This is a genomic window from Shewanella sp. ISS20 (genome assembly GCF_056522965.1).
The window spans coordinates 840167-861871 of sequence record NZ_JAWRZK010000001.1 but is presented as its reverse complement, the minus strand read 5'-3'; the positions used below and the strand labels follow the sequence as shown (position 1 = coordinate 861871).

General features: G+C 44.5%; 20 protein-coding genes. 14 read left to right on the top strand and 6 right to left on the bottom strand.

From position 1 onward, the window contains the following. The first annotated feature begins 37 nt into the window (after positions 1 to 37). A protein-coding gene (locus AC1HDP_RS03920) for an IS3 family transposase (protein ID WP_479637742.1) occupies positions 38 to 1593 on the top strand; the annotation gives its coding sequence in 2 pieces (ribosomal slippage) (positions 38 to 491 and positions 491 to 1593; 1557 coding nt in all). A 1671-nt stretch (positions 1594 to 3264) separates the two neighbouring features. On the opposite strand, the gene AC1HDP_RS03915 is transcribed toward AC1HDP_RS03920, so the two are convergent. Both AC1HDP_RS03915 and AC1HDP_RS03910 read right to left on the bottom strand, forming a co-directional pair. Continuing rightward, a complete protein-coding gene (locus tag AC1HDP_RS03915) occupies positions 3265 to 4554 on the bottom strand; it encodes a tyrosine-type recombinase/integrase (RefSeq protein WP_479637741.1) in 1290 nt (429 codons plus the stop codon). A gap of 99 nt (positions 4555 to 4653) precedes the next feature. Next, on the bottom strand, positions 4654 to 4875 hold the full coding sequence (locus AC1HDP_RS03910; protein WP_479637740.1) for a hypothetical protein: 222 nt from the start codon (positions 4873 to 4875) through the stop codon (positions 4654 to 4656). A gap of 143 nt (positions 4876 to 5018) precedes the next feature. Between AC1HDP_RS03910 and AC1HDP_RS03905 the strand changes: the two genes are divergently transcribed. Next, complete coding sequence (locus AC1HDP_RS03905; protein ID WP_479637739.1) at positions 5019 to 6560, top strand: DUF3369 domain-containing protein; 1542 nt, start codon at positions 5019 to 5021, stop codon at positions 6558 to 6560. A 70-nt stretch (positions 6561 to 6630) separates the two neighbouring features. On the opposite strand, the gene AC1HDP_RS03900 is transcribed toward AC1HDP_RS03905, so the two are convergent. Continuing rightward, complete coding sequence (locus tag AC1HDP_RS03900; RefSeq protein ID WP_479637738.1) at positions 6631 to 7077, bottom strand: hypothetical protein; 447 nt, start codon at positions 7075 to 7077, stop codon at positions 6631 to 6633. Positions 7078 to 7346: 269 nt separating this feature from the next. On the opposite strand from AC1HDP_RS03900, the gene ccoN reads away from it, so the two are divergent. The 11 genes from ccoN to ttcA all read left to right on the top strand — a co-directional run bounded on the left by ccoN (position 7347) and on the right by ttcA (position 17516). Further along, the gene (gene ccoN, locus AC1HDP_RS03895; protein WP_479639819.1) at positions 7347 to 8786 is read left to right on the top strand and encodes a cytochrome-c oxidase, cbb3-type subunit I; all 1440 of its coding nucleotides are present in this window, start codon (positions 7347 to 7349) and stop codon (positions 8784 to 8786) included. A gap of 12 nt (positions 8787 to 8798) precedes the next feature. Then, positions 8799 to 9404 (top strand): cytochrome-c oxidase, cbb3-type subunit II, encoded by a 606-nt coding sequence (gene ccoO / locus AC1HDP_RS03890; protein WP_140932560.1) that lies wholly within the window; start codon positions 8799 to 8801, stop codon positions 9402 to 9404. 12 nt (positions 9405 to 9416) lie between these two features. After that, entirely contained in the window at positions 9417 to 9593 is a 177-nt protein-coding gene (locus AC1HDP_RS03885; RefSeq protein WP_140932559.1) for a cbb3-type cytochrome oxidase subunit 3, read from the top strand. Further along, positions 9590 to 10558, top strand: coding sequence for a cytochrome-c oxidase, cbb3-type subunit III (gene ccoP, locus AC1HDP_RS03880; protein ID WP_140932558.1), 969 nt, complete (start codon positions 9590 to 9592; stop codon positions 10556 to 10558). The genes AC1HDP_RS03885 and ccoP overlap by 4 nt, the downstream gene beginning before the upstream one ends. Positions 10559 to 10662: 104 nt before the next feature. After that, a complete protein-coding gene (locus AC1HDP_RS03875; RefSeq protein WP_479637737.1) occupies positions 10663 to 11142 on the top strand; it encodes a FixH family protein in 480 nt (159 codons plus the stop codon). 3 nt (positions 11143 to 11145) lie between these two features. Beyond that, the gene (locus tag AC1HDP_RS03870) at positions 11146 to 13578 is read left to right on the top strand and encodes a heavy metal translocating P-type ATPase (RefSeq protein WP_479637736.1); all 2433 of its coding nucleotides are present in this window, start codon (positions 11146 to 11148) and stop codon (positions 13576 to 13578) included. Continuing rightward, a complete protein-coding gene (gene ccoS / locus AC1HDP_RS03865) occupies positions 13575 to 13856 on the top strand; it encodes a cbb3-type cytochrome oxidase assembly protein CcoS (RefSeq protein ID WP_479637735.1) in 282 nt (93 codons plus the stop codon). Before AC1HDP_RS03870 ends, ccoS begins: the two co-directional genes overlap by 4 nt. 34 nt (positions 13857 to 13890) lie before the next feature. Beyond that, on the top strand, positions 13891 to 14583 hold the full coding sequence (locus AC1HDP_RS03860) for a sulfite exporter TauE/SafE family protein (protein ID WP_479637734.1): 693 nt from the start codon (positions 13891 to 13893) through the stop codon (positions 14581 to 14583). Positions 14584 to 14652: 69 nt separating this feature from the next. Beyond that, on the top strand, positions 14653 to 15405 hold the full coding sequence (etrA, locus tag AC1HDP_RS03855) for an electron transport transcriptional regulator EtrA (RefSeq protein ID WP_479637733.1): 753 nt from the start codon (positions 14653 to 14655) through the stop codon (positions 15403 to 15405). A 135-nt stretch (positions 15406 to 15540) separates the two neighbouring features. Next, on the top strand, positions 15541 to 16476 hold the full coding sequence (gene uspE / locus AC1HDP_RS03850; protein WP_479637732.1) for a universal stress protein UspE: 936 nt from the start codon (positions 15541 to 15543) through the stop codon (positions 16474 to 16476). A gap of 83 nt (positions 16477 to 16559) precedes the next feature. Then, positions 16560 to 17516 carry a tRNA 2-thiocytidine(32) synthetase TtcA gene (gene ttcA / locus AC1HDP_RS03845; RefSeq protein ID WP_140932551.1) on the top strand — a complete coding sequence of 319 codons (957 nt, stop codon included), beginning with the start codon at positions 16560 to 16562 and terminating at the stop codon, positions 17514 to 17516. Between the two features lie 160 nt (positions 17517 to 17676). Here the strand turns inward: ttcA and AC1HDP_RS03840 are convergent, their stop codons facing one another. Then, a complete protein-coding gene (locus AC1HDP_RS03840) occupies positions 17677 to 18306 on the bottom strand; it encodes a DUF2987 domain-containing protein (protein WP_479637731.1) in 630 nt (209 codons plus the stop codon). Positions 18307 to 18308: 2 nt separating this feature from the next. Continuing rightward, a complete protein-coding gene (locus tag AC1HDP_RS03835; RefSeq protein ID WP_479639818.1) occupies positions 18309 to 19103 on the bottom strand; it encodes a glucosaminidase domain-containing protein in 795 nt (264 codons plus the stop codon). 194 nt (positions 19104 to 19297) lie between these two features. Between AC1HDP_RS03835 and yvcK the strand changes: the two genes are divergently transcribed. Next, a complete protein-coding gene (gene yvcK / locus AC1HDP_RS03830) occupies positions 19298 to 20212 on the top strand; it encodes a uridine diphosphate-N-acetylglucosamine-binding protein YvcK (protein WP_479637730.1) in 915 nt (304 codons plus the stop codon). Between the two features lie 113 nt (positions 20213 to 20325). On the opposite strand, the gene AC1HDP_RS03825 is transcribed toward yvcK, so the two are convergent. Next, positions 20326 to 21519: an amino acid aminotransferase gene (locus tag AC1HDP_RS03825; RefSeq protein ID WP_479637729.1), complete on the bottom strand. Its 1194-nt coding sequence runs from the start codon at positions 21517 to 21519 to the stop codon at positions 20326 to 20328. Between the last annotated feature and the right edge of the window lie 186 nt (positions 21520 to 21705).

The window sequence follows — 21705 nt, the reverse complement described above, 5'->3', positions numbered from 1 at the left end:
CAATAATTAAATAAAGGGGGCGGTCAATGAGAGCTCAATGGCACGATATTCACCTGAACGTAAAGACGCTGTCTTAAAGAAATTATTACCTCCCCACAATATGACGGTCACGGAAGTGGCTCGCAGTGAGGGGATCTCCTACCAAACCCTGTATCATTGGCGAGATAAAGCCAAAAAAGAGGGTCGCCCTGTGCCAGGTAAAACATTAACCAGTAATGATTGGTCAGCTGAAGCTAAGTTTGCAGTTCTCATTGAAACAGCACCAATGTCAGAAACTGAAATCAGCCAATATTGCCGAGAAAAAGGCTTGTTTCGAGAACAAGTTCAGCAGTGGAAACAAGATTGTTTAGGTGGTTTTAAGACGAGTGAAGTTCAAGCTAAAACGATTAAGCAGCAAGCCAAATCAGACAAGGCAGAAATAAAATCCCTGCAACGAGAATTACGTTATAAGGAGAAGGCACTCGCTGAAGCTGCGGCTTTACTGGTGCTTAGAAAAAAGCTCAATGCGCTTTGGGAGGACGACAGCGAGGAGAGTTAACGCCTTTGCCTAAGCGCATAACACTGGTGGATTTAATACAAGAAGCTTATGCCCACGGTGCGCGTCTTTACAAAGCTTGCGCTGAAGCAGAGTTAAGTAAACGGACGTATCGCCGCTGGTATCGAGCAGGAAAAGTGCAGGCTGATTTAAGGCCTACGGCAGTAAGACGGGCGCCTGCTAACAAGCTTAATGATGATGAGCAAGAGCAGATATTGGCAACCTCTAATGAGGTAAGGTTTGCAAGCCTACCTCCCTCACAAATCGTGCCGACACTGCTTGATGAGGGGGTCTATATCGCTTCAGAGTCGAGTTTTTATCGAGTGTTAAAAGCCAATGAACAATTAAATCGGCGTGGGCGAAGCCAAGGCGTAACAAAAAGAAGCAAACCAGATGCTTACGTTGCAGATGGGCCAAACAAAGTATGGTCTTGGGATATTACTTATTTAGCCTCGGTCATCAAAGGGCGCTTTTATTATCTGTATATGTTTGAGGATATTTATAGCCGTAAGATAGTGGGTTATGAAGTCCATGACCGAGAATGTGGTGAGCTAGCGGCCGAGTTAATGCAGCGCAATATGCTACGTGAGCAATGCTTCAAAAAACCGTTAGTACTGCACTCTGATAACGGTGCTCCGATGAAGTCATTGACGATGAAAGCCAAGCTTGAAGAGTTAGGTGTTACCGCTTCGTTAAGTAGACCAAGCGTAAGCAATGACAATCCTTACTCCGAAGCATTATTCAGAACCTTAAAGTATCGGCCGGAATGGCCTAGCTCTGGCTTTAAAAACATCACCGAGGCACGGGAATGGGTAGAAGAGTTTGTGACTTGGTACAATACCAAACATAAGCACAGTAAGCTCAATTTTGTATCACCGAGTGAGCGACATGCGATGCAAGATAAAGCGATTTTATCTAAGCGTAAGGAGGTACTAGAAGAGGCAAGATCAAGAAACCCTAAACGCTGGCCAAACGGTATAAGGAACTGTGACGTTATCGGTGAGGTAGTGTTGAACCCAGAAAAAGAGTCTGAAACTGAAACAAGAAATGCAGCTTAAAATTTAAGTAAAGAGTGCCAACTACCTTGAAAAACACCGTGTTGAAAGAGTAAAAACGCATTTCAATCTTTGAGTCCCAAATCTCAATTTATAGTCCGTTTGTCAAGGACCTGATGTACTGAATTAAACATAGACTACATTTAACATAATATACATTGTGCGCAATCGATTATAGTTATGGTATTGGTGAGAGAATGGCTTTGATTTGGGGATTCTGTTTAACACCACACAATAAATGTTTAACCATTTTTTGTGACTCACTGATCGGTGTTGCGTAAGTGATTCATCATGCTAAACCAATTACTGATAGTTCAATTGATTTCTCAGTATGTCATCATTGATTGTGTTGCTTGCGACTAATCTCCATTTCAATCTCAAGTTTGCTTGCACCAGATTTTTATTGTCATCTTGTTCTTTTATTCTTGTTAACTCAGTTAGCATTATGGCGTGCCTTAACAAGGAATCATATATTGTGACTTGTGCCATATATGCCGCATATTAAGTAAGTTAGACATGCCTTGTTCAATCAGTCTTTATGCAGCGTTATCTATATTGAATGCGTTTGGCTAAGACTCATTAGCGTGTCAACGCTTGGTTGTGCTGCTCACTGATTATGAATTAACAGCGGGTTTAATTCCTTGGTAAAACAATAATCCACTTGGCCGAATACTGAACACAAACATGATAAGCCGCATGATAAACCGTTGACTGGTATTAAGTGTGTTGCCTGCAAGAACGGCATATTATTACTGATAAACTGAGGATTATTAATCTGGCTACTAAGGTACGCTTTATAGCGGTCTTGCTAGCTATACGATGAATCGATGAATGTTAGCCACGCAATGTTTGTGTTTCATACTCATAAATATGCTAAGCAACGCTAAGTAAAATTAGTATTTAAGCGTGACTAATGCGTGGCCTAATAATCCAAAAAAAACCGATAAACACCTCACGAACAACAACTAATATCAATACAATATCTAGCGGCATGGTTCAGCTTTACGTTCAGAAAACGACTATGAAAATTACCAGATATGACTGATTTCGATAATCCACATCGCTAGGCATTATCGTTAAGCTTTAAGTCTTATGGTCATTATATATCGACTCTGAGGTATAAATTCTGGTGCCGAGCCTGCAATAATGGTGGCCTTACTTGGCTAAAACCCTTATAGACTGTGGTTTCAATCTAAATTGCATCTTAATGCCAACCCATAGCAAGACTATATCAAGCGGCAAATGTTTCAAGATTTAATACCAATAAATAATGACCACAAAGCAATGTGTTCCTATTAAATCAGCAAAACTCCTAAGCCAAGCTAGTAAAAGCAGTCATGGCTTAAATATGCAGGATTGTGTGTTATTTCCGTCCAAGGAATACCTTTCATGCTTAATGCCGATAAATAGCATTATCGGCATTAAGGGGTAACTGTGTTTTAAAACGTAAAGCTATTTTTTATGAAGTCACTCTGATTAATACGATAAGCTTTGCTAAGTACAACAGATTTAAGTTACCCGACTTAACAGCCTTAATGAATAACGTAAACTTAAGTTTGCAAGCTTAGATGCCCTACCCAACTTGTTACTTAGCTATTAGGCTGCACGGACACCAATAGCAGTAATAAGGAAAGCAACGGCAATAAGATCAATCACTTAATCCTATCGCCCTTCTCAATCAATTCCCGCCAGGTTATCCATGACTTTGCCATAGGCCGATTGGTGACGCTCCACTTGACTGGTATGCAAGTATTTAGAGGTGGTATCAATACTGTCGTGGCCGGCATCGGCCTGCACATGGGACAGTGGCCGACGGTTAATATTAATGTCGTGCGTAATACCAGTATGACGAATGTTATGGGCGCTCATATTGGCTATCTGCCTCGCATCTTCATCTAAGTCATCTGCCCTAGCCTGCTCGGCTGCTAAGTGGATAACTTGCTGCACTTCTTCGCGCAATTGGCGGATCCCTAGGTTGGCATTCAGTACACCGGCTTCTCTGCCGCGGGCAGCGGCGCGGTGGCGAATAAACAAAGGCGTGTCTTCGCCAGCCGTTGGCAATTGAGATAATCCCAGTGATAACCGATAACGGCTTAACGCCTGCATCATGGCATTGGAAATGGCCACACTGCGACGTTTGCCTCCTTTTGATATAGGCACATGAAAAGACCACACCCCGGTTTGGGTATTACGGCGAAACTGCCCCATCACAGGGGTAAAACCTGCGCGGGCAGATACTTCTGAAATTCTGAGGTAACAGGCATAAAGCAAACTAATAAGAAACAAACTGCGCTCACCGGTTTTAGGGTCAGTTTTCGCCAGCATTTCGGCTGCGGCCATAACATAAGACCATTGCAGCTCAGTAAATGCTGGTAAATCATCATCCTCTTGCAAGGCAAAGTTACGATTGCGGCTGTAGCGGCTGTGGTTCATCCAGATTTGTGCAGGATTTCGGTCGCACGCTTCTTCACCCAGCAAGTAGGTATAAAAGGAGGATAAAATGGCAATTTTGGTTTTGAGCGCATTTTCACTTAATTGATAAGCTTGCTCAACGCCGCCGACTTTTTTAGCCACAAAGGGACGCCATGCAGGATTAGGGAAGCGCTCGCCACTGGCTTTATCTTGTTTAAATTGCGCCAAGGTGACATGGCCTATCACATCACTAGGCGGTGACTGGCAGTAATTAACATATTGGGCGATATCGCGCCGACTAAAATAGCAAGGCGATGCTTGATGAACATCAAAGCACCAATGCAAAAAGCAGGTCAATTCACTGCGATAGGCTTTGAAGTTATTCTCATGGTTAAGCTGCTCACTTAACCAATCATGGGCATGTTCATAAACAAGCAGAGCCTCATCTATGGCGTTAAGCGATAAACGAGTGACATGAGCATTGACATGGCTATTACCCGCCATAAAAAATTGCGCTGTTTCAAATAGCGGCATCACAGGAGGATAAATCATTGAAAGCCCCGAAAATTCAAGATTATACCTCATACTTAATTGGCGCTGCTGCCTTTTAATCACAATTGGCTGACTACCCCTTCTATCAGGCTTAAGTGTTTACTGCGCGGTTGGCTTAAGGGCGTCGCAATCTATGGCATGTTTACAGGTTTGCAAACACATTTGCCATAATTTCTGCTTAGTTTGTGCATCCAGCGCACTTAGCTCTGCCACACACACATGCCCTTGTGATAACAGTCGCGCTAACGTGGCCGTTGATATGCCAACATTCAGCCTTGCGAGCGGATTCGGGTTATCTGTGACTAATTCAATTGAAATCATAGGGGTTACTCCTTGCGATCTTTTGCAAATGATAATCAATATCATTTATTGGTTCAACTGAAATCCTGTGTTTACCAAGAAGCCAGCCCAGGATTGAACTACACTGACGATAGGTTGAATCAATAATAAAAGGACTTGTTGTTATGCCATTTCAATTAGCCATGAAAACTCCACTTTTCTTACGGCGCCGCTCTGAACAAACAACCGATGAATCCAACCGCTGGAAAATCTTAGTGGTCGATGATGAGCCTGATGTTCATACCGTTACTAAACTTGCCCTATCGCGCTTCAAACTTGACAACCAAGGCATTGAATTTATTAATGCTTATACCAGCGAGCAAGCCAAAGAAATCCTAAGCGTTCATCCTGATATTGCCATTGCTTTTATTGATGTGGTGATGGAAAGCGATCATGCGGGGCTTGAACTGATTAAATGGATTCGCCACACCTTGGGCAATAAACGGGTACGTTTAATTTTACGTACCGGCCAACCAGGGCAAGCGCCCGAAGAAGAAGTGTTGGTTAATTATGATATCAATGATTACAAAGCCAAAGCTGAGCTAGACTCACGCAAACTAACCACTTGTGTGTTCTCTGCCCTGCGCTCTTATCGTGATTTGCTTGAAATTGATAAAGCGCACTTGCAGCAACAAAAGCAACGCCAAGGATTAGAGCGTGTCATCAGCTCAATCTCAGGTTTGTATGAACTGCGCTCGATGCAAAAATTCAGCGATGGCCTACTTAATCAATTAGCTAGCCTACTTGAAATCGACAGTGAAGCCTTATTACTCACTAGCAATTGTCTGGATGCCATTTGCGATAATGCCAAATTAACTGTGATAGCTGGCACGGGCAAATTTAGAGATTTAACTAGCCAAAAAATCCCCAAAGACATAGAGAAATTGTTAATCGAAGCGATGGAACAAAAATCATGCTTGTATGGTGAGGATTACTTCGTCGGCTATTTCCCTTCCCGCTCGGGCCCAGTCAATTTATCCTACATAGATTCGATGGCAACTCTAAGTGATGATGACAAGCGTTTGATTGATTTATTTGCGCTTAATGTCGGCATCGCATTTGATAATCTATTAATCAATAAGGAACTTGAGCAATCACAATCGGAAATCATTATTCATCTTAGCGATCTCATTGAGCGGCGGGATCCTAACGCCACGGGTCATATTCGCCGCGTGGCTGAAATGAGTTATCAGCTGGCTAAAATAATCGGTATGCCAGAATTTGAAGCCAATTTACTCAAACATGCCGCGCCCTTGCATGACATAGGCAAATTATTGATTGATGAGCAGCTATTAACTAAAAAAGGCGGTCTAGATGACAGTCAATGGCACTCCATGCAACAACATGCGCAGCTCGGCAGCGACATTTTAGGTTTTTCTGATAAGCCAATGGTGAAACTCGCCGCGATTCTGGCAAGTCAACATCATGAAAAATACGATGGTAGTGGTTATCCACAAGGCTTAGTCGGGGAAGACATTAGTATACATGCGCGCATTATGGCGCTCGCCGATGTGTTTGACAGCTTAACCCACGACAGTAGCTATAAGGTGGCTTGGCCGCGCGATGAAGCAATCAAGTACATTCGTGCGAATAGTGGCAAACACTTTGACCCGTTACTGGTGAGTGCCTTGATAGAAAATATTCATATCATTACCCATAACACTTAACTGGCTCGTGATTACGGCTAGCTGAGGTTAACTAGCCGTAATTTGCCACCAAGCGCGCTAATTCGCGATCTTAATCAGTGACATTGTCGGCTTTAAATTCAAACGTGGCCTGTTCAAGGGAGTTTTTGGCGCCAACTTTTAGCTGCCACACCATATAACCACTACTACAACTGCCATAGACAAACGTCGCTCGATAGGTGTTTTTAGCTATCTCAGTGAAAAACACTGGGATAGTGCCCATAAACATATCGCGACCTTCAATTACCGCGCTCAACTCTCCCAAGGGCTGCTCGGTAACTAGGGTGACGGTAATAGGTTGTTCACTGGGCGCTGAGCTTGGCGTTAGCTGTAAACGTATTTTTTCAGGTCCAAAAGTACGCTCGCACTCGCCCGAGTTAAAGTCACACAACAACTCATCATCATTCGCAACAAGTGTATTAACTGACTCATTTTCACCACAGCCTGCGAGCAGGACTATTGCGACTAAACCACTGATAACATCACGACTTTGCAACATAAGGTTACGCATTAACCTAGGGATCCAATTTGGTAACATTCTATGGCGCAATTTGACCAAGATCAAAGTTTTAGCGGTTTATCGAGTATCTTTTTTGATATGGCTCAAGTATTATCTGCAAGCCGTGATCTAATGCGCTAGTTATCCGGTAAAGCTTAGTGATAACAATGATGTTTTCGCTTCGAAAACTCATTATTGCCGCTATTTAAATAGGTGAGATTTAACCTCACTTTAGAACCATGTAAAAAGTAATAAGCAGTGGAAGCATAATAATGAATCATTCCCAGCCGTTAACAGGCGCTGATTACAATTACACCGTTGTCCGCCAATTTGCATTAACCACAGTGATGTGGGGTATTATTGGTATGTCTATCGGTGTGTTGATTGCGGCTCAGTTGATCTGGCCACAACTGAACTTTGACACCCCTTGGTTGACGTATAGTCGCTTGCGACCTCTTCATACCAATGCGGTGATTTTTGCGTTCGGAACTTCAGCCCTATTCGCCACGTCCTACTATGTAGTACAACGTACTTGTCAAACCATACTATTTGCACCTAAGTTAGCCGCATTTACGTTTTGGGGTTGGCAAGCCATCATCCTCTCAGCAGTAGTCACCTTGCCTTTAGGCATCACCAGCGGTAAAGAATACGCTGAATTGGAATGGCCTATCGATATCGCCATTACTTTAGTGTGGGTTTCTTATGCTGTGGTTTTCTTCGGTACAATAGTAAAACGCAGAACATCCCACATTTATGTGGCGAACTGGTTCTTCGGTGCGTTTATCATCACTGTCGCCGTGTTGCACATAGTTAACTCTATGGCAGTCCCTGTCAGCTTGTGGAAATCTTACTCACTTTACGGTGGCGCCGTTGATGCCATGGTGCAGTGGTGGTATGGCCACAATGCGGTAGGTTTCTTATTGACTGCAGGCTTCCTCGGTATGATGTACTACTTCGTGCCTAAGCAAGCCGGTCGCCCAGTTTACTCATACCGTTTATCGATTGTTCATTTCTGGGCATTGATAGCACTGTACATTTGGGCAGGTCCGCATCACCTTCATTATACCGCTCTGCCTGACTGGACTCAGTCATTAGGCATGGTGATGTCATTAATCTTATTCGCACCATCTTGGGGCGGTATGATTAACGGTATCATGACCTTATCAGGCGCTTGGCATAAGCTTAGAACTGACCCTGTACTACGCTTCTTAGTCGTATCCTTGTCATTCTACGGCATGTCGACCTTCGAAGGTCCGATGATGGCGATTAAGACAGTTAACGCCTTGTCGCATTACACTGACTGGACTATTGGTCACGTACACTCTGGTGCACTTGGCTGGGTAGCTATGGTCTCTATTGGTTCGTTATATCACTTAATTCCAGTGATCTATGGCCATGGCCGTATGTATTCGACCTCATTAGTGAATGTCCATTTTTGGTTAGCGACTGTGGGCACTGTGCTTTACATCGTTTCTATGTGGATTTCTGGGGTAATGCAGGGCTTGATGTGGCGCGCAGTGAACTCTGACGGCACCTTGACCTATAGCTTCGTTGAAAGCTTAGAAGCGTCTTACCCATTCTACTTCGTACGTTTCTTAGGTGGCTGTTTCTTCGTCACTGGTATGCTCCTCATGGCATACAACGTATTCCGTACTGTTAAAGCTGACAAAGACACTCTGCCAGAGTTGTCTGATGCTCAAGCTGCTTAAGGAGGCGGAACGATGAAGTTTAATCATGAAATGATTGAAAAGAATATCGGCTTGCTGGGTATTCTGACTGTGTTAGCTATCAGTATCGGTGGTTTAGTGCAAATCACCCCGCTACTGTTCCAAAAAGACACCACAGAGCCTGTGGCAGGTCTGCGTCCCTATTCAGCGTTAGAGCTTGAAGGTCGTGACATTTATATCCGTGAAGGTTGTTATAACTGTCACAGCCAAATGATCCGTCCACTGCGTGCTGAAACTGAACGTTATGGTCACTATTCGGTGGCGGGTGAATCTGTATGGGATCATCCGTTCCAGTGGGGTTCTAAGCGTACTGGTCCTGATCTGGCGCGCGTTGGTGGTCGTTATAGCGATAACTGGCACGAAGTTCATTTAATTGATCCACGTGCCGTGGTACCTCAGTCCAACATGCCTGGCTTCCCTTGGTTGATGGATAACGTACTGACCGGTGATAAGACTGCTGCCAAAATGGAAATTTTCCGTGGTTTTGGCGTGCCTTATACCGACGCTGATGTTGCTGGAGCACAAGCGGCTGTTGCTGGAAAAACAGAAATGCAAGCCATGATTGCTTACCTGCAATCACTGGGTCATGCACTCAAATAAGGAGGCAACTATATGGATTACGGCACATTACAGGGGATCATCACTATTGTTGTAATGCTGACCTTCGTCGGTATATTTGCTTGGGCTTATAGCTCGCGTCAGAAAAAAAGTTTTGAAGACGCAGCTAATCTGGTTTTTTCTGATGAAGAAATCCAGAAAATGAAGGACTCAGGAGAGCAAAAGCAATGAGTAGCTTCTGGAGCATATGGATCACTGTTCTCACCTTAATCGTGATTGCGGGTTGTGTATTATTATTGCGTGCATGCTCTAAAAATAACACCGGCATTGACGAAGGTAAGTCAATGGGCCACAGCTTTGACGGGATTGAAGAAATCAACAATCCGCTGCCAAAGTGGTGGAGTTACATGTTTTATATCACAGTGGTATTCGGCTTAGCCTATTTAGCCCTCTACCCTGGTTTAGGTAACTATAAAGGCCTATTGGGCTGGACCAGTTCGAACCAAGGTATTGGTACTGAGCAAGGCATTAAAGCTGAATCTGAGCAAGCCATTGAAGCGGCGAAAGCCTCTGGCATGTTAGTGCAATATGATCGCGAAGTCGCTAGTGCCGATGCTAAATTTGGCCCTATCTTCGCAGCTTACGCCAACACGCCACTGGAAGAGTTAGTTAAGAACCCGGATGCTTTGAAAGTCGGTGGCCGTTTGTTCTTACAAAACTGCTCACAATGTCATGGTTCGGATGCTCGTGGTAGCACAGGCTTCCCTAACCTGACCGATGCTGATTGGCTCTATGGCGGCGATCTCAATACCATTAAGACCACGCTCCTCAATGGTCGCAATGGCATGATGCCACCTAAAGGCGGCTTACCTATTACTGACGGCGAGCTGTCAGGGTTAGTGGAATATGTGGTGTCCTTATCTGGTCGCCCACATAAAGCTGAATTAGCGGCTCAAGGCCAAGCCAGTTGGATGAAAGGCTGTTTTGCCTGTCATGGTATGGACGGTAAAGGTAACCAGTTAATTGGTGCGCCGAACTTGACTGACGATATCTGGTTATATGGCGGCAGTCGCGGTGCGATTGACCAAAGTATCGTACTTGGTCGTCATGGTGTGATGCCTGCTTGGAAAGACATTTTAGGTGAAGATAAGGTGCATGTAATTGCCGCTTATGTTTACAGCTTGTCTAATAAGTAAATATATTTGAAATCAATAGGCTCCGATCTAATTCGGAGCTTTTTTTTCAGTGTAAACTCACACTTATGTGGGTAAAATAACAAAAACAAATAATAGGTAGAGTAATGAGCACACAACTAGCCTGGTATAAGCAGTTCTGGCCTTGGTTTCTCATTTTGTTGCCTGCCACAGTTGTGGTCGCCAGCTTAATCACCATGAAAATTGCAATTGATAACTCAGATTCTTTAGTGGCCGAAGATTATTACAAAGCCGGTAAGGCGATTAATATGGATCTAGGTAAAATTCAGCAGGCCAAGCAATTAGGCATGCAATTTAATCTCAAAGTGGTCAATGAGCAATTAATCATCACCCAGCACGGTGGCCCTGAATATCGCGCTGCCCTCAACGTCCGTTTCTATCATCCAACCATTGCCGAACATGACCTGCAATTAATGGCGACCAGTGATGCCAGTGGCGCTTATCGCGTGACTACGGATGATATGGTCAATGGCGCGTGGGAAGTTCGCCTTGAAAGTTATGATGCTAAATGGCGCATACAACAGCGTCTGCAATTAGCCAATAATGGCGAATATTGGTTGAACTAATTTATGTCCCAGTCTAAGTGTTATCACTGCCATGAAGTTGTTGCTCCTGGTACCTCTTTTAGTGTGAGAATTGATGGCCATGACAGACCTATGTGCTGTCCTGGCTGTGAAGCTGTGGCCCAGACTATTATCCACGCTGGTCTTAGCAGTTATTATCAATATCGCACCGAACCTGGTAGCAGTCAGCGCGGCTTAGTGCCCGATGAACTCTTAAGCTTTAGCGCTTATGATTTAGCCGAAGTGCAGCAAGAGTTTGTCTCGACTGAGGATAATGCCAGTCGAGTCACCTTGACTCTCGATGGTATTACCTGCGCCGCCTGCGCGTGGCTAATTGAACATAAGATAAGTGCCCTGCCCGGGGTTGTAAGAATTTCTGTCAATACCGCCACCCAAAGAGCCTTAATCCTGTTTAAGGCCGATGACATCAGCATGAGCCAAATCTTGCAGGAACTCAGCAACATTGGTTATCAAGCCGCGCCTTTCACCTTAGAAGCTGAAGAGCTTAAAAGTCAGCGCCAAAGTAAACAATTTTTACTGCGCTTAGGCTTAGCAGGCTTTGCCACCATGCAAGTCATGATGTTTGCCTTAGCCCTTTATTCAGATTTTTTTACCGACTTAGAACTTGAGTACCGCGATTATTTCCGCTGGGTCAGTTTGATTTTTGCAGCGCCTGTCGTGTGTTACTCGGCCGTGCCGTTTTATTTCAGTGCCGTGCGTTCGCTACTCGCTGGCCGCCTTAATATGGATGTTTCTGTCTCCATTGCCATTTTAGGCGCTTATTTCTCAAGCGTGGTTGCCACCATTAATGGTACGGGTGAGGTTTATTTTGAATCTGTCACCATGTTTACCTTTTTCTTACTGCTTGGCCGCTACTTAGAGCAAAAAGCCCTACAAACTGCGTCGGTTAGCGCCAGTAATTTACAAAAAGTGGTGCCCTTAACCGCAAGACTGGTATTGGCTGATGGCTATCGCGATATAGCGGCTAAGCAGTTAGTGATTGGCGATATTATTCAAATATTACCCGGCGATAGCATTGCAGCCGATGGCGTTATTCGCCATGGGCATTCAAGCTGTAACGAGTCCATGCTCACCGGCGAGCAAACCCCTGTGCTTAAGATTGTCGGTGATACCGTGTTTGCAGGCACCATTAATTTAGATCAAACCTTAGAAGTAACAGTGTCGGCTATTGGCCAAGAGCAATTGGTGGCTAAAATTATTAGCTTGCAAGAGTCAGCGTCCCATACTAAACCCAAAATCGCAGAAACCGCCAATCGTCTGGCGGGCATATTTTCGCCAATAATTTTATCGATTGCCGCGCTCACTTATATTGCTTGGTCATTCTTATCGCCCACCGATGCGTTTTGGGTGACCTTATCTGTGTTAGTAGCGACTTGTCCCTGCGCATTAGCCTTGGCAACGCCAACGGCCGTGACTTGCACAACCGGACAGCTCACTAAACTTGGTATCATTATTCGCCGTGCCAGCGTGTTTGAAACTTTTCCGCGCTTAAGCCATGTAGTGTTTGATAAAACCGGTACCCTCACCTGCGGCCAATTAAGCTTAGTGTCTTGCCAACATGCGCCTAATATCGATAAGAGCGAGCTGCTTAATCTGATTGCTAATATTGAGCAAGGTTCTTTGCATCCCATAGCGATTGCGTGTCAGAGCATGTTTAGCCAAAAACTAGCGCTTGAACACATCACTCAGCAGGTCGGCATGGGCATCTTGTGTCACTATCAAGGACATGAATATCGTGTGGGGCATTATGGGTTTGCATGCGCATCTGACGCCCAATCAGTACCGTCACTGCCCGCTTGGTACCAAAAGGCACAGTCCCAGTTACTCGAACAAGTGGTGTGGTTAAGCTGTGATGGTAAGCCTCTGGCCTGTTTAGTGTTTAACGATAAATTGCGCAGCGATGCCGCGCAAACCGTTAAGCAATTACAAGAACTTGGCATAGATGTCAGCATTGCCAGTGGCGATCAGTCCAAGCAAGTGCAAGCTTTAGCGCAACAACTTGGCATTAAGCAGGCCCATAGCGGCATGTTCCCGCAGGACAAATTAGCGCTTATTCATGAGTTACAATCACAAGGCGCGGTAGTGGCTATGTTTGGCGATGGCATTAATGATGCGCCAGTATTAGCGGCAGCAGATTTATCTGTGGCTATGGGCAGCGGCAGTGCCATCGCGAAAAATAGCGCTGATACTATTTTGCTTGGGGATCACTTATCTCGCTTTGTAACGGCCTTAAGCTTAGCTCAGTCCACTTATCGCATTATCTATCAGAATCTGTATTGGGCATTAGGGTACAATGTATTGATCATCCCTTTAGCTGTGACCGGACACGTATATCCCTACATTGCCGCCTTAGGCATGTCTTTTAGCTCATTAATCGTGGTGACTAATAGCCTGCGATTATTAAGGATCCGTCCATGAACATTATTTACGTGTTAATCCCGATTGCTATGCTGTTTGTGTTCATTGCCGTGGGTATCTTTTTTTGGGCTGTAAAAAGTGACCAATTTGATGATCTTGAGCGGCAAAGCATGTCGATTTTGTTTGATGACGAGCCGCAGCGCAGCAATAAGGTCACTAAAGTTAGTGCCGCCAGTGAAGCGATAGCGGCTACTGCACAAGCGCCACTTAATGATGAATTACCCGTTGGCACACAGCAAGATAACAGCTTAAGCCAGCATTCATCTAAGCCGCAGTAACGGCTTGCGGCAATAAAATAGTGGAGATGAATGAATGGAGTTAAGCGTAGCGGCCGCCATGTTAGTGGGGTTAATGGGTGCAGGTCACTGTTTTGGCATGTGCGGCGGCTTAGTAGGCGCTCTATCAAGCCAAGTGCCTAGGCGATCGCAGCAATCACAGATGCTAACGCAATTACAATTTCAAGGCGCTTATCATGGTGGACGCTTATTGTCTTACGCCTTGGCAGGCGCACTCGCAGCAGGCCTTGCGCAAGGATTAGGGCAACTTGTCGCTCTTGATTCCTATTTGGTGTATTTACGCCTAATTGCGGGGCTGATGATGATACTGACGGGATTGTATCTTGCGCGTTGGTTTAACGGTTTACTGAATATTGAAGCTTTAGGTAAATATTTATGGCGCTACATACAGCCGTTAGGACAACATTTGTTACCCATCAATACCCTGCCAAAAGCCCTCGCGGCCGGTATGGTGTGGGGCTGGTTACCGTGCGGATTAGTCTATAGCATGCTAACTTGGGCTGTAGCATCAGGGCAAACGAGCACAGGCGCCGCGCTCATGCTCGCCTTTGGGGTTGGCACCCTGCCTGCCATGCTATTAACTGGCATGGCCGCCAATCAGCTCGCACACTGGTTACAGTCAAAATCAATAAAGACTTTTTCAGGTCTACTACTGATAGCCTTTGGGGTACAGACCTTATATATCGCTATCCAACAATTGAGCCATTAACCCGGCACGACTAGCCCATGCTGACCGAATGGTTTACCATAATGGCGTCCGCTAAGATTGAGAGTGAGTATGACTGTAGAGCAGAATAAACAACGACGTTTGGTCAACCCTGGCTGCGCAATTCATTGCCATGATTGCAGCATGGGAGCATTGTGTATCCCTTTTACTCTTAATAACAATGAGCTGGATCAACTAGACAACATTATTGAGCGTAAAAAGCCGGTACAAAAAGGTGAGCAAATCTTTAAATCTGGCGATGTGCTGAAATCATTATTTGCCATTCGCTCTGGTACAGTAAAAAGCTATACCATTACTGAGCAAGGTGATGAGCAGATTACTGGATTTCATTTAGCCGGCGATGTCATTGGTTTTGATGGCATTAACAGCCAAATGCATCAAAGTTTTGCCCAAGCGCTTGAGACTTCTATGGTGTGTGAGATCCCCTACACTACTTTAGATGAGTTATCAGGCACTATGCCTAAATTACGCCAGCAAATCATGCGCTTAATGAGTAATGAAATCATTAGCGATCAAGACATGATTTTATTACTCAGCAAAAAGAATGCTGAAGAGCGCTTAGCGGCGTTTATCAGTAATCTTGCAAGACGCTTTGCCAGTCGCGGTTTTTCACCAAAAGAATTCCGCTTAACTATGACGCGCGGCGATATTGGTAATTATCTTGGCTTAACCGTTGAGACGATTAGTCGCTTATTGGGGCGTTTTCAAAAGGCTGGGCTCATTGAAGTTAAAGGCAAATATATTACTATCCTAGACTTCACTCAACTGGCACAATTGGCTGGAACCGCTAGATTGATTGGTTGATTATTTGGATTTGTTTCATGAATGCTTTCATGAACTTTTTCATAAAAAATAAGTGATTAGTTTCGTTAATGGTTAGGTGATATGCGTGGAGCGGCTCACCTAGATGAGGTTAATGCTAACCTATAAGGAAATGTTATGAGGGATTATCATAAGCTTTTAGTTGTCATCGACCCCACTAAAGATGCGCAAGCAGCGCTTGATAGAGGCGTGGCTTTAGCACAGCGTAACCACGCGTCAATTACCGTGTTTTTGTCCATCTTTGACTTGTCCTATGAGATGACCTCGATATTATCCAATGTTGAGCGTGAAGCTATGCGTAAAGGCGTTATTAATCAGCGCATTGCATGGCTTGATGACCTGCTCAGCCCATTTCGCGCACTAGGGATTGAAATCGCCTCTGAAGTGGTGTGGCATAACCGTCCGTTTGAAAGCATCATTAACTTTGCTATTGCCAATGAGTTTGACTTAATTATCAAGGCCACCCATGCCCACGATAAATTAAAATCTGTCATATTCACCCCCACCGACTGGCACTTAATGCGCAAAGCGCCTATGCCAGTGCTGATGGTGAAAGAGCATGCGTGGATTACCCAAGGTAAAATTCTGTGTGCGGTCAATATCAGTCATACCGAAGAAAACGATACTGACAGTTTTAACCATAAAATTATCGAGCAAGGCTTATTATTAGCGCGCCAATTTGATGCCCAGGTGCATTTAGTCAACGCCTATCCTGGTACGCCCATTAATCTTGCCATTGAATTACCTGATTTTGATGCCAAAACCTTTAATGATTCAGTGAAAACTCAGCATCAATCGCGGGTGGAACATTTAGCCCATCATTATGGAATTTCCTTGGCTAATTGCCATGTAGAAGAAGGCTTGCCTGAGGATGTCATTCCCCATGTGGCGCAAACCTTAGATGCTGAATTGGTGATCTTAGGCACTATAGGTCGCACCAGTTTATTTGCTGCCTTAATTGGTAATACCGCTGAGCATGTCATCGACTCATTAAACTGCGACTTATTAGCGGTAAAACCACAAGGTTATCGCTCGCCACTGCAACCAAATTAAACGCACTGTTAGTAGCGCTTTACCCTGCTGGTAAAAAAAAGCATAATACGCGCCCTGTAACTTAGCTGTCGGGCGCTTTTTTTATGTCAGAAGAATTAATCAAGAAGCAAATCACTCGTTTAAACAAATTACAGAAGCGTCTTCGTCGTGAAGTCGGTTCTGCTATCGCCGATTACAATATGATTGAAGAAGGCGATCGTGTGATGTGTTGCCTCTCTGGCGGCAAGGACAGTTATGCCATGCTGGATATTTTATTAAATCTCCAAGCCAGAGCACCTATCAATTTTGAAGTGGTTGCTGTTAACCTTGATCAGAAGCAACCGGGCTTTCCTGAAGATATTTTACCAGCTTATCTTGATACCTTAGGCGTGACTTATCATATCCTTGAAAAAGATACCTACTCAATCGTTAAAGACAAGGTGCCTGAAGGTAAAACTACCTGCGCCCTATGTTCACGTTTGCGTCGCGGTACCTTATATGGTTTTGCGCAGCGCATAGGCGCAACTAAGATAGCCTTAGGTCATCACAGAGATGACATTATAGAAACGTTATTTTTGAACATGTTTTTTGGTGGCAAAATGAAAGCCATGCCGCCTAAGTTATTGTCTGACGATGGCGCTAACATGGTGATTCGACCATTAGCCTATTGCCGTGAAAAAGACATAGCTGAATATGCTCAGTTAAAGCAGTTCCCTATCATTCCGTGTAACTTGTGTGGCTCGCAAGAGAACCTCAAACGCCAAGCGGTAAAAGATATGCTTAAATCTTGGGATAAGCAGTTCCCTGGACGTATTGAAACCATATTTACCGCAATGCAAAACACGGCGCCATCGCAAGGTGTTGATCGCAATCAGTTTGATTTTCTGAGTTTAACTCGTGATCCAAATGCTAAGCTTTCAGGCGAAGTCGCAGAAGCCGATTTACCTGCGTTTGATTTTATGGACATTAGCAATTCAGGCCATATTGATTTAGATGCGGCCAGTCTGCGCCAGCGTCAAAATGAGCAACTGATTGATGTGGTTAGCGTATTTACGCCATAACATTAACGTGTATTTACACATTAATTTTATGATGTTAGCTTAATTCTAAGCAATAAAAAGGTCAGCATTTGCTGACCTTTTTTGATTCTGACAACTGACTATTGCACTACTAATGTTATGAAGTAAATACGCTTACTTAAGTCAGTTGAACTAGTTGACGCTAGTTAACCCAGGGGCTTACGACACTAGGTGCAATAGAAAAACTGAGTGACTGCGCGTCATCAAGCTGCGCCTTAGAAAAGCGCCACTGCTGCGCCTCCCCTAAATTGCGGCCATTTAATATGGCCTGCGCACCGCCATCAAAGCTAAACTGTATACCGTTAATGGGGTCATGAAACCAGCTCATAGGAAAGCCTTTTAGCTGAGCTTGCAGGCTATCCATTTCGGCATAAACCTGCGTCAAACGCGCTTGGCTATACTCTTTGCTGACTGATTTCTCGCGGGTTTGCACTGCAATACCACAAGCGGCCGCATCTCCTGCTAACTGCAAAGTGAGTACGGCTCTGTCTTGCTTTAACCTAGGATCAAACGGCAAATACAGGCGTTGATCGCCAGTAAAAGTCACTGGGAATTGCTCCGTTGGCGTTACGAGTGCCGCCGAGGTTAAGATGCAAGTCTCTGTCTTTGGCACGCTAAAGGTTAATTCAACTAATTGTAAATCCGCTTTATTAGCTTGTTTTATACGGGAGAAGAAATCTTCGTAACTTAATGACACCTCAGCCGCATTAGTGCTGAGGCTTAATAAAGTTAACAGCCCGCACAAGCTGGCACATCCTTTTGGGTATTTCATGATTATCCTACATTCACTAACAACGACTGGTTATGTTCCAGCATGAGTAAAAGCTCATCGATATAGTCACCTTTGCGCTCAGAATAATTCATCAAACCATAAACTAAGTCGCTCGCCTTTGGCTGCTCACCTTTAAGACGGATATTTTCCCGCAGTGTTCTAAAGGTATGATACGCCGCATTGGTATTAAGGTTTCTCATATAAGAAGTGACTGACGCATCCATTGAACTAAATTTGGCAACTTCATGATTAAGCCCTGGGGTGCGTGATTTTGGCACTAAACCGCAGCCAGCACTAAAACACCATTGGCCAAAGAAGTTAAAACCTTCACGGGCAAAACGGCTGTTCCCCCAACCCGATTCATTGGCGGCTTGAATGAGCACCATATTTTCAGGGATCACATCAACGCGGCGCAATAATTTCTGCACACTGACCTCAGTGTACTCTTGGAATGTGAAGCGATATTTAGCCGCTATCTCATTTAATAAGCCAATGGAGGTTTCATTGAGCGCATTGTCCTCATCAAGTTGCTGCTTCAGTTCAAGCACAGCTTGTCTGTCTTGGCTGATAACAGCATTCTGCTGCACTATGGCCGGACGTAAATAATCAAAGAAGGCTTTTTTCTTAGCTTTTACATCTAAAATACTGGCGAAATCGGGAATGGTGGCCGCTTCGACCTCATTGCCTCTTACGGCAACAGGCGCTTGAATTTCTTGAACAATCTCAGGTTTTGTTGCGGAGATCAACCAGGTACGCATGCCATGAATCATGACGATAGCCACACTAATCGCCAACATAGTTGTTGTAAAAATACTTTTATTCAATCACTTACCTTTTATCATCTTTATTGTCGCATCGACAGTTTAAAATCCCGCGCATTATAATGTATTTATCTTAATTCACCAATTTAAGCCGCTTTATGCCAATTTTTGAGTTAAAATGGCTAAACATTTTTTTTCAATTTTTATGGGATCTCACGGAGGAACTCCTGATGTCAATTGCGGTAACTAGCTCCACACCTGCTGTGGTCGCTATCTGTGGTGGCCATGGATTAGGCCGAGTATTGGCAAGCATGTCTGACCTAAATGAACAATTAACTGGCATAGTCGCCACGACAGACAATGGCGGCTCAACGGGCAGACTGAGGAAAAATCATCATTGCATCGCTTGGGGGGATTTGCGTAATTGCTTATCGCAACTGGCCAATCAACCGTCAGTGGGCTCATTGTTGTTTGAGTACCGCTTTAAGGGTGATGATGAATTAACCGGCCATAATCTTGGTAATTTAATGCTGCATGCATTAGATCAACTCTGCATTAGGCCGCTTGAAGCCGTTAACCTCATTCGTCATATGCTTAATATTGGCCCTAAGCTTATTCCAATGTCAGAGCAACCTACCCATTTGCTTGCGCTCAACGACGAGCAGCAGAGTGTCTTTGGCGAGCTTAACATTGATAATATGCCAACCCCACCGGCTCATTTATTATTAGAGCCACAAGTGAGTGCGACTTGCGAAGCCGTGATGGCCATTAATCATGCAGATTTAGTAGTATTAGGCCCTGGCAGTTTTTTCACCAGCATAATGCCGCCGCTGCTAGTCCCGAGCATTGCTGCGGTCCTCACTAACACCAAAGCAAAAATCGTATTTGTGGATAATATTTGCCATGAGCAATCAAGTGCGAATCAATTAAGCTTTCAAGATAAAATCAACTATTGCGAGCGCTTTATTGGTCAAGGCCGCATCGATTATTACCTGCGTCATGGCAGTGAGTATGTAGACAATAAACTGGTGCAAATGTCGTTAGAAAGCCCTAATCAGCCAGGGCGCCATGATAGACAAGCCTTGCAGTTGTGCCTCAATCGAATACTTACATTGATGGTAGAGCAAGTAAGTAAAGCCGCTTAAGCTCCCGACTAAGCCCTTGATTAACTAATAAAAAACGAGCCGTAAGGCTCGTTTTTATTGGTGCTCTTTAAGCGCAAGCGAGGCTGGTATCAATTAGCAGCTGCCGTATCGGCTTAAAGTACCTTAGCAATAGCAGCACATATCACAGGCATGTTGATTTTAGTCATACCCGCCACACTGATGCGTCCAGAGCCCACTATATACACGCCAAACTCATCGCGTAAGCGCGTAACCTGCGCTGGCGTTAAGCCTGAAAAACTAAACATACCATTTTGGCCACGAATAAAGCTGAAATCTTGGTTAACACCTAAGGCTTGTAAGCTATCAACAAACAAGGTGCGCATGCTAGCAATGCGTTCACGCATTTCGGTCAGTTCTTGCTGCCACTGCGCGGTCAGTTCGTCATCCCCTAAGATGGTGCTGACAATCAAGCCGCCATGGGCTGGAGGGTTAGAATATAACGCGCGAATAGTGCGCTTAATTTGACTAAATGAACGAGTGGTAGTATCAGCATCTTCTGCAACAACGGTCACAGCGCCAACGCGCTCGTTATACAAGCCAAAGTTTTTAGAAAATGAGCTCGCTACCACAAGCTCAGGCACGAGTGCCGCCACGGCGCGCAGTCCCGCTGCATCTTCTTCAATACCTGCGCCAAAGCCTTGGTAGGCAAAATCAAATAAGGGGACTAACTCGCGTGCCGCGCACAATTCGCCAATTTGTTGCCACTGTGCTGGCGTTGGGTCAATACCCGTTGGGTTATGACAGCAGCCGTGTAGTAATACGAGATCGCCAGCCGAAGCTTGGCTAAGTGATGCGATTAAGGCATCAAAATCCATTGAATGAGTTTCGGCGCAGTAGTAAGCGTATTCTTTGACTACCAGTCCTGCGGTCTCGAAAATATTCTTATGATTTGCCCAGGTTGGATTAGATACCCAAATAGTGCGACTTGGGGTATTACGCAGTAAAAACTCAGCAGCTATTCTTAATGCCCCAGTGCCACCTGGCGCCTGCGCCGCTAATGCGCGGCCAGAGCTAATTAACGGATTATTTTTACCAAATAATAAGCCTAATACGCCTGAGTTATAAGCGTGTACACCTTCAATACCGAGGTAATTTTTGCTGGTTTCTTGTGATAACAAACGCTCTTCGGCGCGTTTCACACTGGCAAGCACCGGCGTGTTACCCGCTTCATCTTTATAAATACCAACACCTAAATTTACCTTGGCAGTGCGTGCATCGGCTTTAAAAATATCGGTAAGTCCTAAAATAGGATCGGTGGGAGCTAAACTAACCTCAGTAAAAATCATATTACGTTCCTGATGTAATGGTAATGAAGCGACGAGCAATGCTAACTGAAAACATTTATAAACTCAGCTATTAACAGTGAATTTATGATAAATGCGATTCATTGTTAGTCAATATTTAAAAAAACCAGTGATCGATTATTCATTATGAAATGAAACCTTTAGCACCGGTTTAGTTAAATTAGCTAC

What these genes read in the sequence shown, in the direction of transcription:
- AC1HDP_RS03915 (WP_479637741.1), bottom strand. Translation starts at nt 4,554, where the DNA reads ATGATTTATCCTCCTGTGATGCCGCTATTTGAAACAGCGCAATTTTTT.
- AC1HDP_RS03910 (WP_479637740.1), bottom strand. Translation starts at nt 4,875, where the DNA reads ATGATTTCAATTGAATTAGTCACAGATAACCCGAATCCGCTCGCAAGG.
- AC1HDP_RS03905 (WP_479637739.1), top strand. Translation starts at nt 5,019, where the DNA reads ATGCCATTTCAATTAGCCATGAAAACTCCACTTTTCTTACGGCGCCGC.
- AC1HDP_RS03900 (WP_479637738.1), bottom strand. Translation starts at nt 7,077, where the DNA reads ATGTTGCAAAGTCGTGATGTTATCAGTGGTTTAGTCGCAATAGTCCTG.
- ccoO (WP_140932560.1), top strand. Translation starts at nt 8,799, where the DNA reads ATGAAGTTTAATCATGAAATGATTGAAAAGAATATCGGCTTGCTGGGT.
- AC1HDP_RS03885 (WP_140932559.1), top strand. Translation starts at nt 9,417, where the DNA reads ATGGATTACGGCACATTACAGGGGATCATCACTATTGTTGTAATGCTG.
- ccoP (WP_140932558.1), top strand. Translation starts at nt 9,590, where the DNA reads ATGAGTAGCTTCTGGAGCATATGGATCACTGTTCTCACCTTAATCGTG.
- AC1HDP_RS03875 (WP_479637737.1), top strand. Translation starts at nt 10,663, where the DNA reads ATGAGCACACAACTAGCCTGGTATAAGCAGTTCTGGCCTTGGTTTCTC.
- AC1HDP_RS03870 (WP_479637736.1), top strand. Translation starts at nt 11,146, where the DNA reads ATGTCCCAGTCTAAGTGTTATCACTGCCATGAAGTTGTTGCTCCTGGT.
- ccoS (WP_479637735.1), top strand. Translation starts at nt 13,575, where the DNA reads ATGAACATTATTTACGTGTTAATCCCGATTGCTATGCTGTTTGTGTTC.
- AC1HDP_RS03860 (WP_479637734.1), top strand. Translation starts at nt 13,891, where the DNA reads ATGGAGTTAAGCGTAGCGGCCGCCATGTTAGTGGGGTTAATGGGTGCA.
- etrA (WP_479637733.1), top strand. Translation starts at nt 14,653, where the DNA reads ATGACTGTAGAGCAGAATAAACAACGACGTTTGGTCAACCCTGGCTGC.
- uspE (WP_479637732.1), top strand. Translation starts at nt 15,541, where the DNA reads ATGAGGGATTATCATAAGCTTTTAGTTGTCATCGACCCCACTAAAGAT.
- ttcA (WP_140932551.1), top strand. Translation starts at nt 16,560, where the DNA reads ATGTCAGAAGAATTAATCAAGAAGCAAATCACTCGTTTAAACAAATTA.
- AC1HDP_RS03840 (WP_479637731.1), bottom strand. Translation starts at nt 18,306, where the DNA reads ATGAAATACCCAAAAGGATGTGCCAGCTTGTGCGGGCTGTTAACTTTA.
- AC1HDP_RS03835 (WP_479639818.1), bottom strand. Translation starts at nt 19,103, where the DNA reads ATGTTGGCGATTAGTGTGGCTATCGTCATGATTCATGGCATGCGTACC.
- yvcK (WP_479637730.1), top strand. Translation starts at nt 19,298, where the DNA reads ATGTCAATTGCGGTAACTAGCTCCACACCTGCTGTGGTCGCTATCTGT.
- AC1HDP_RS03825 (WP_479637729.1), bottom strand. Translation starts at nt 21,519, where the DNA reads ATGATTTTTACTGAGGTTAGTTTAGCTCCCACCGATCCTATTTTAGGA.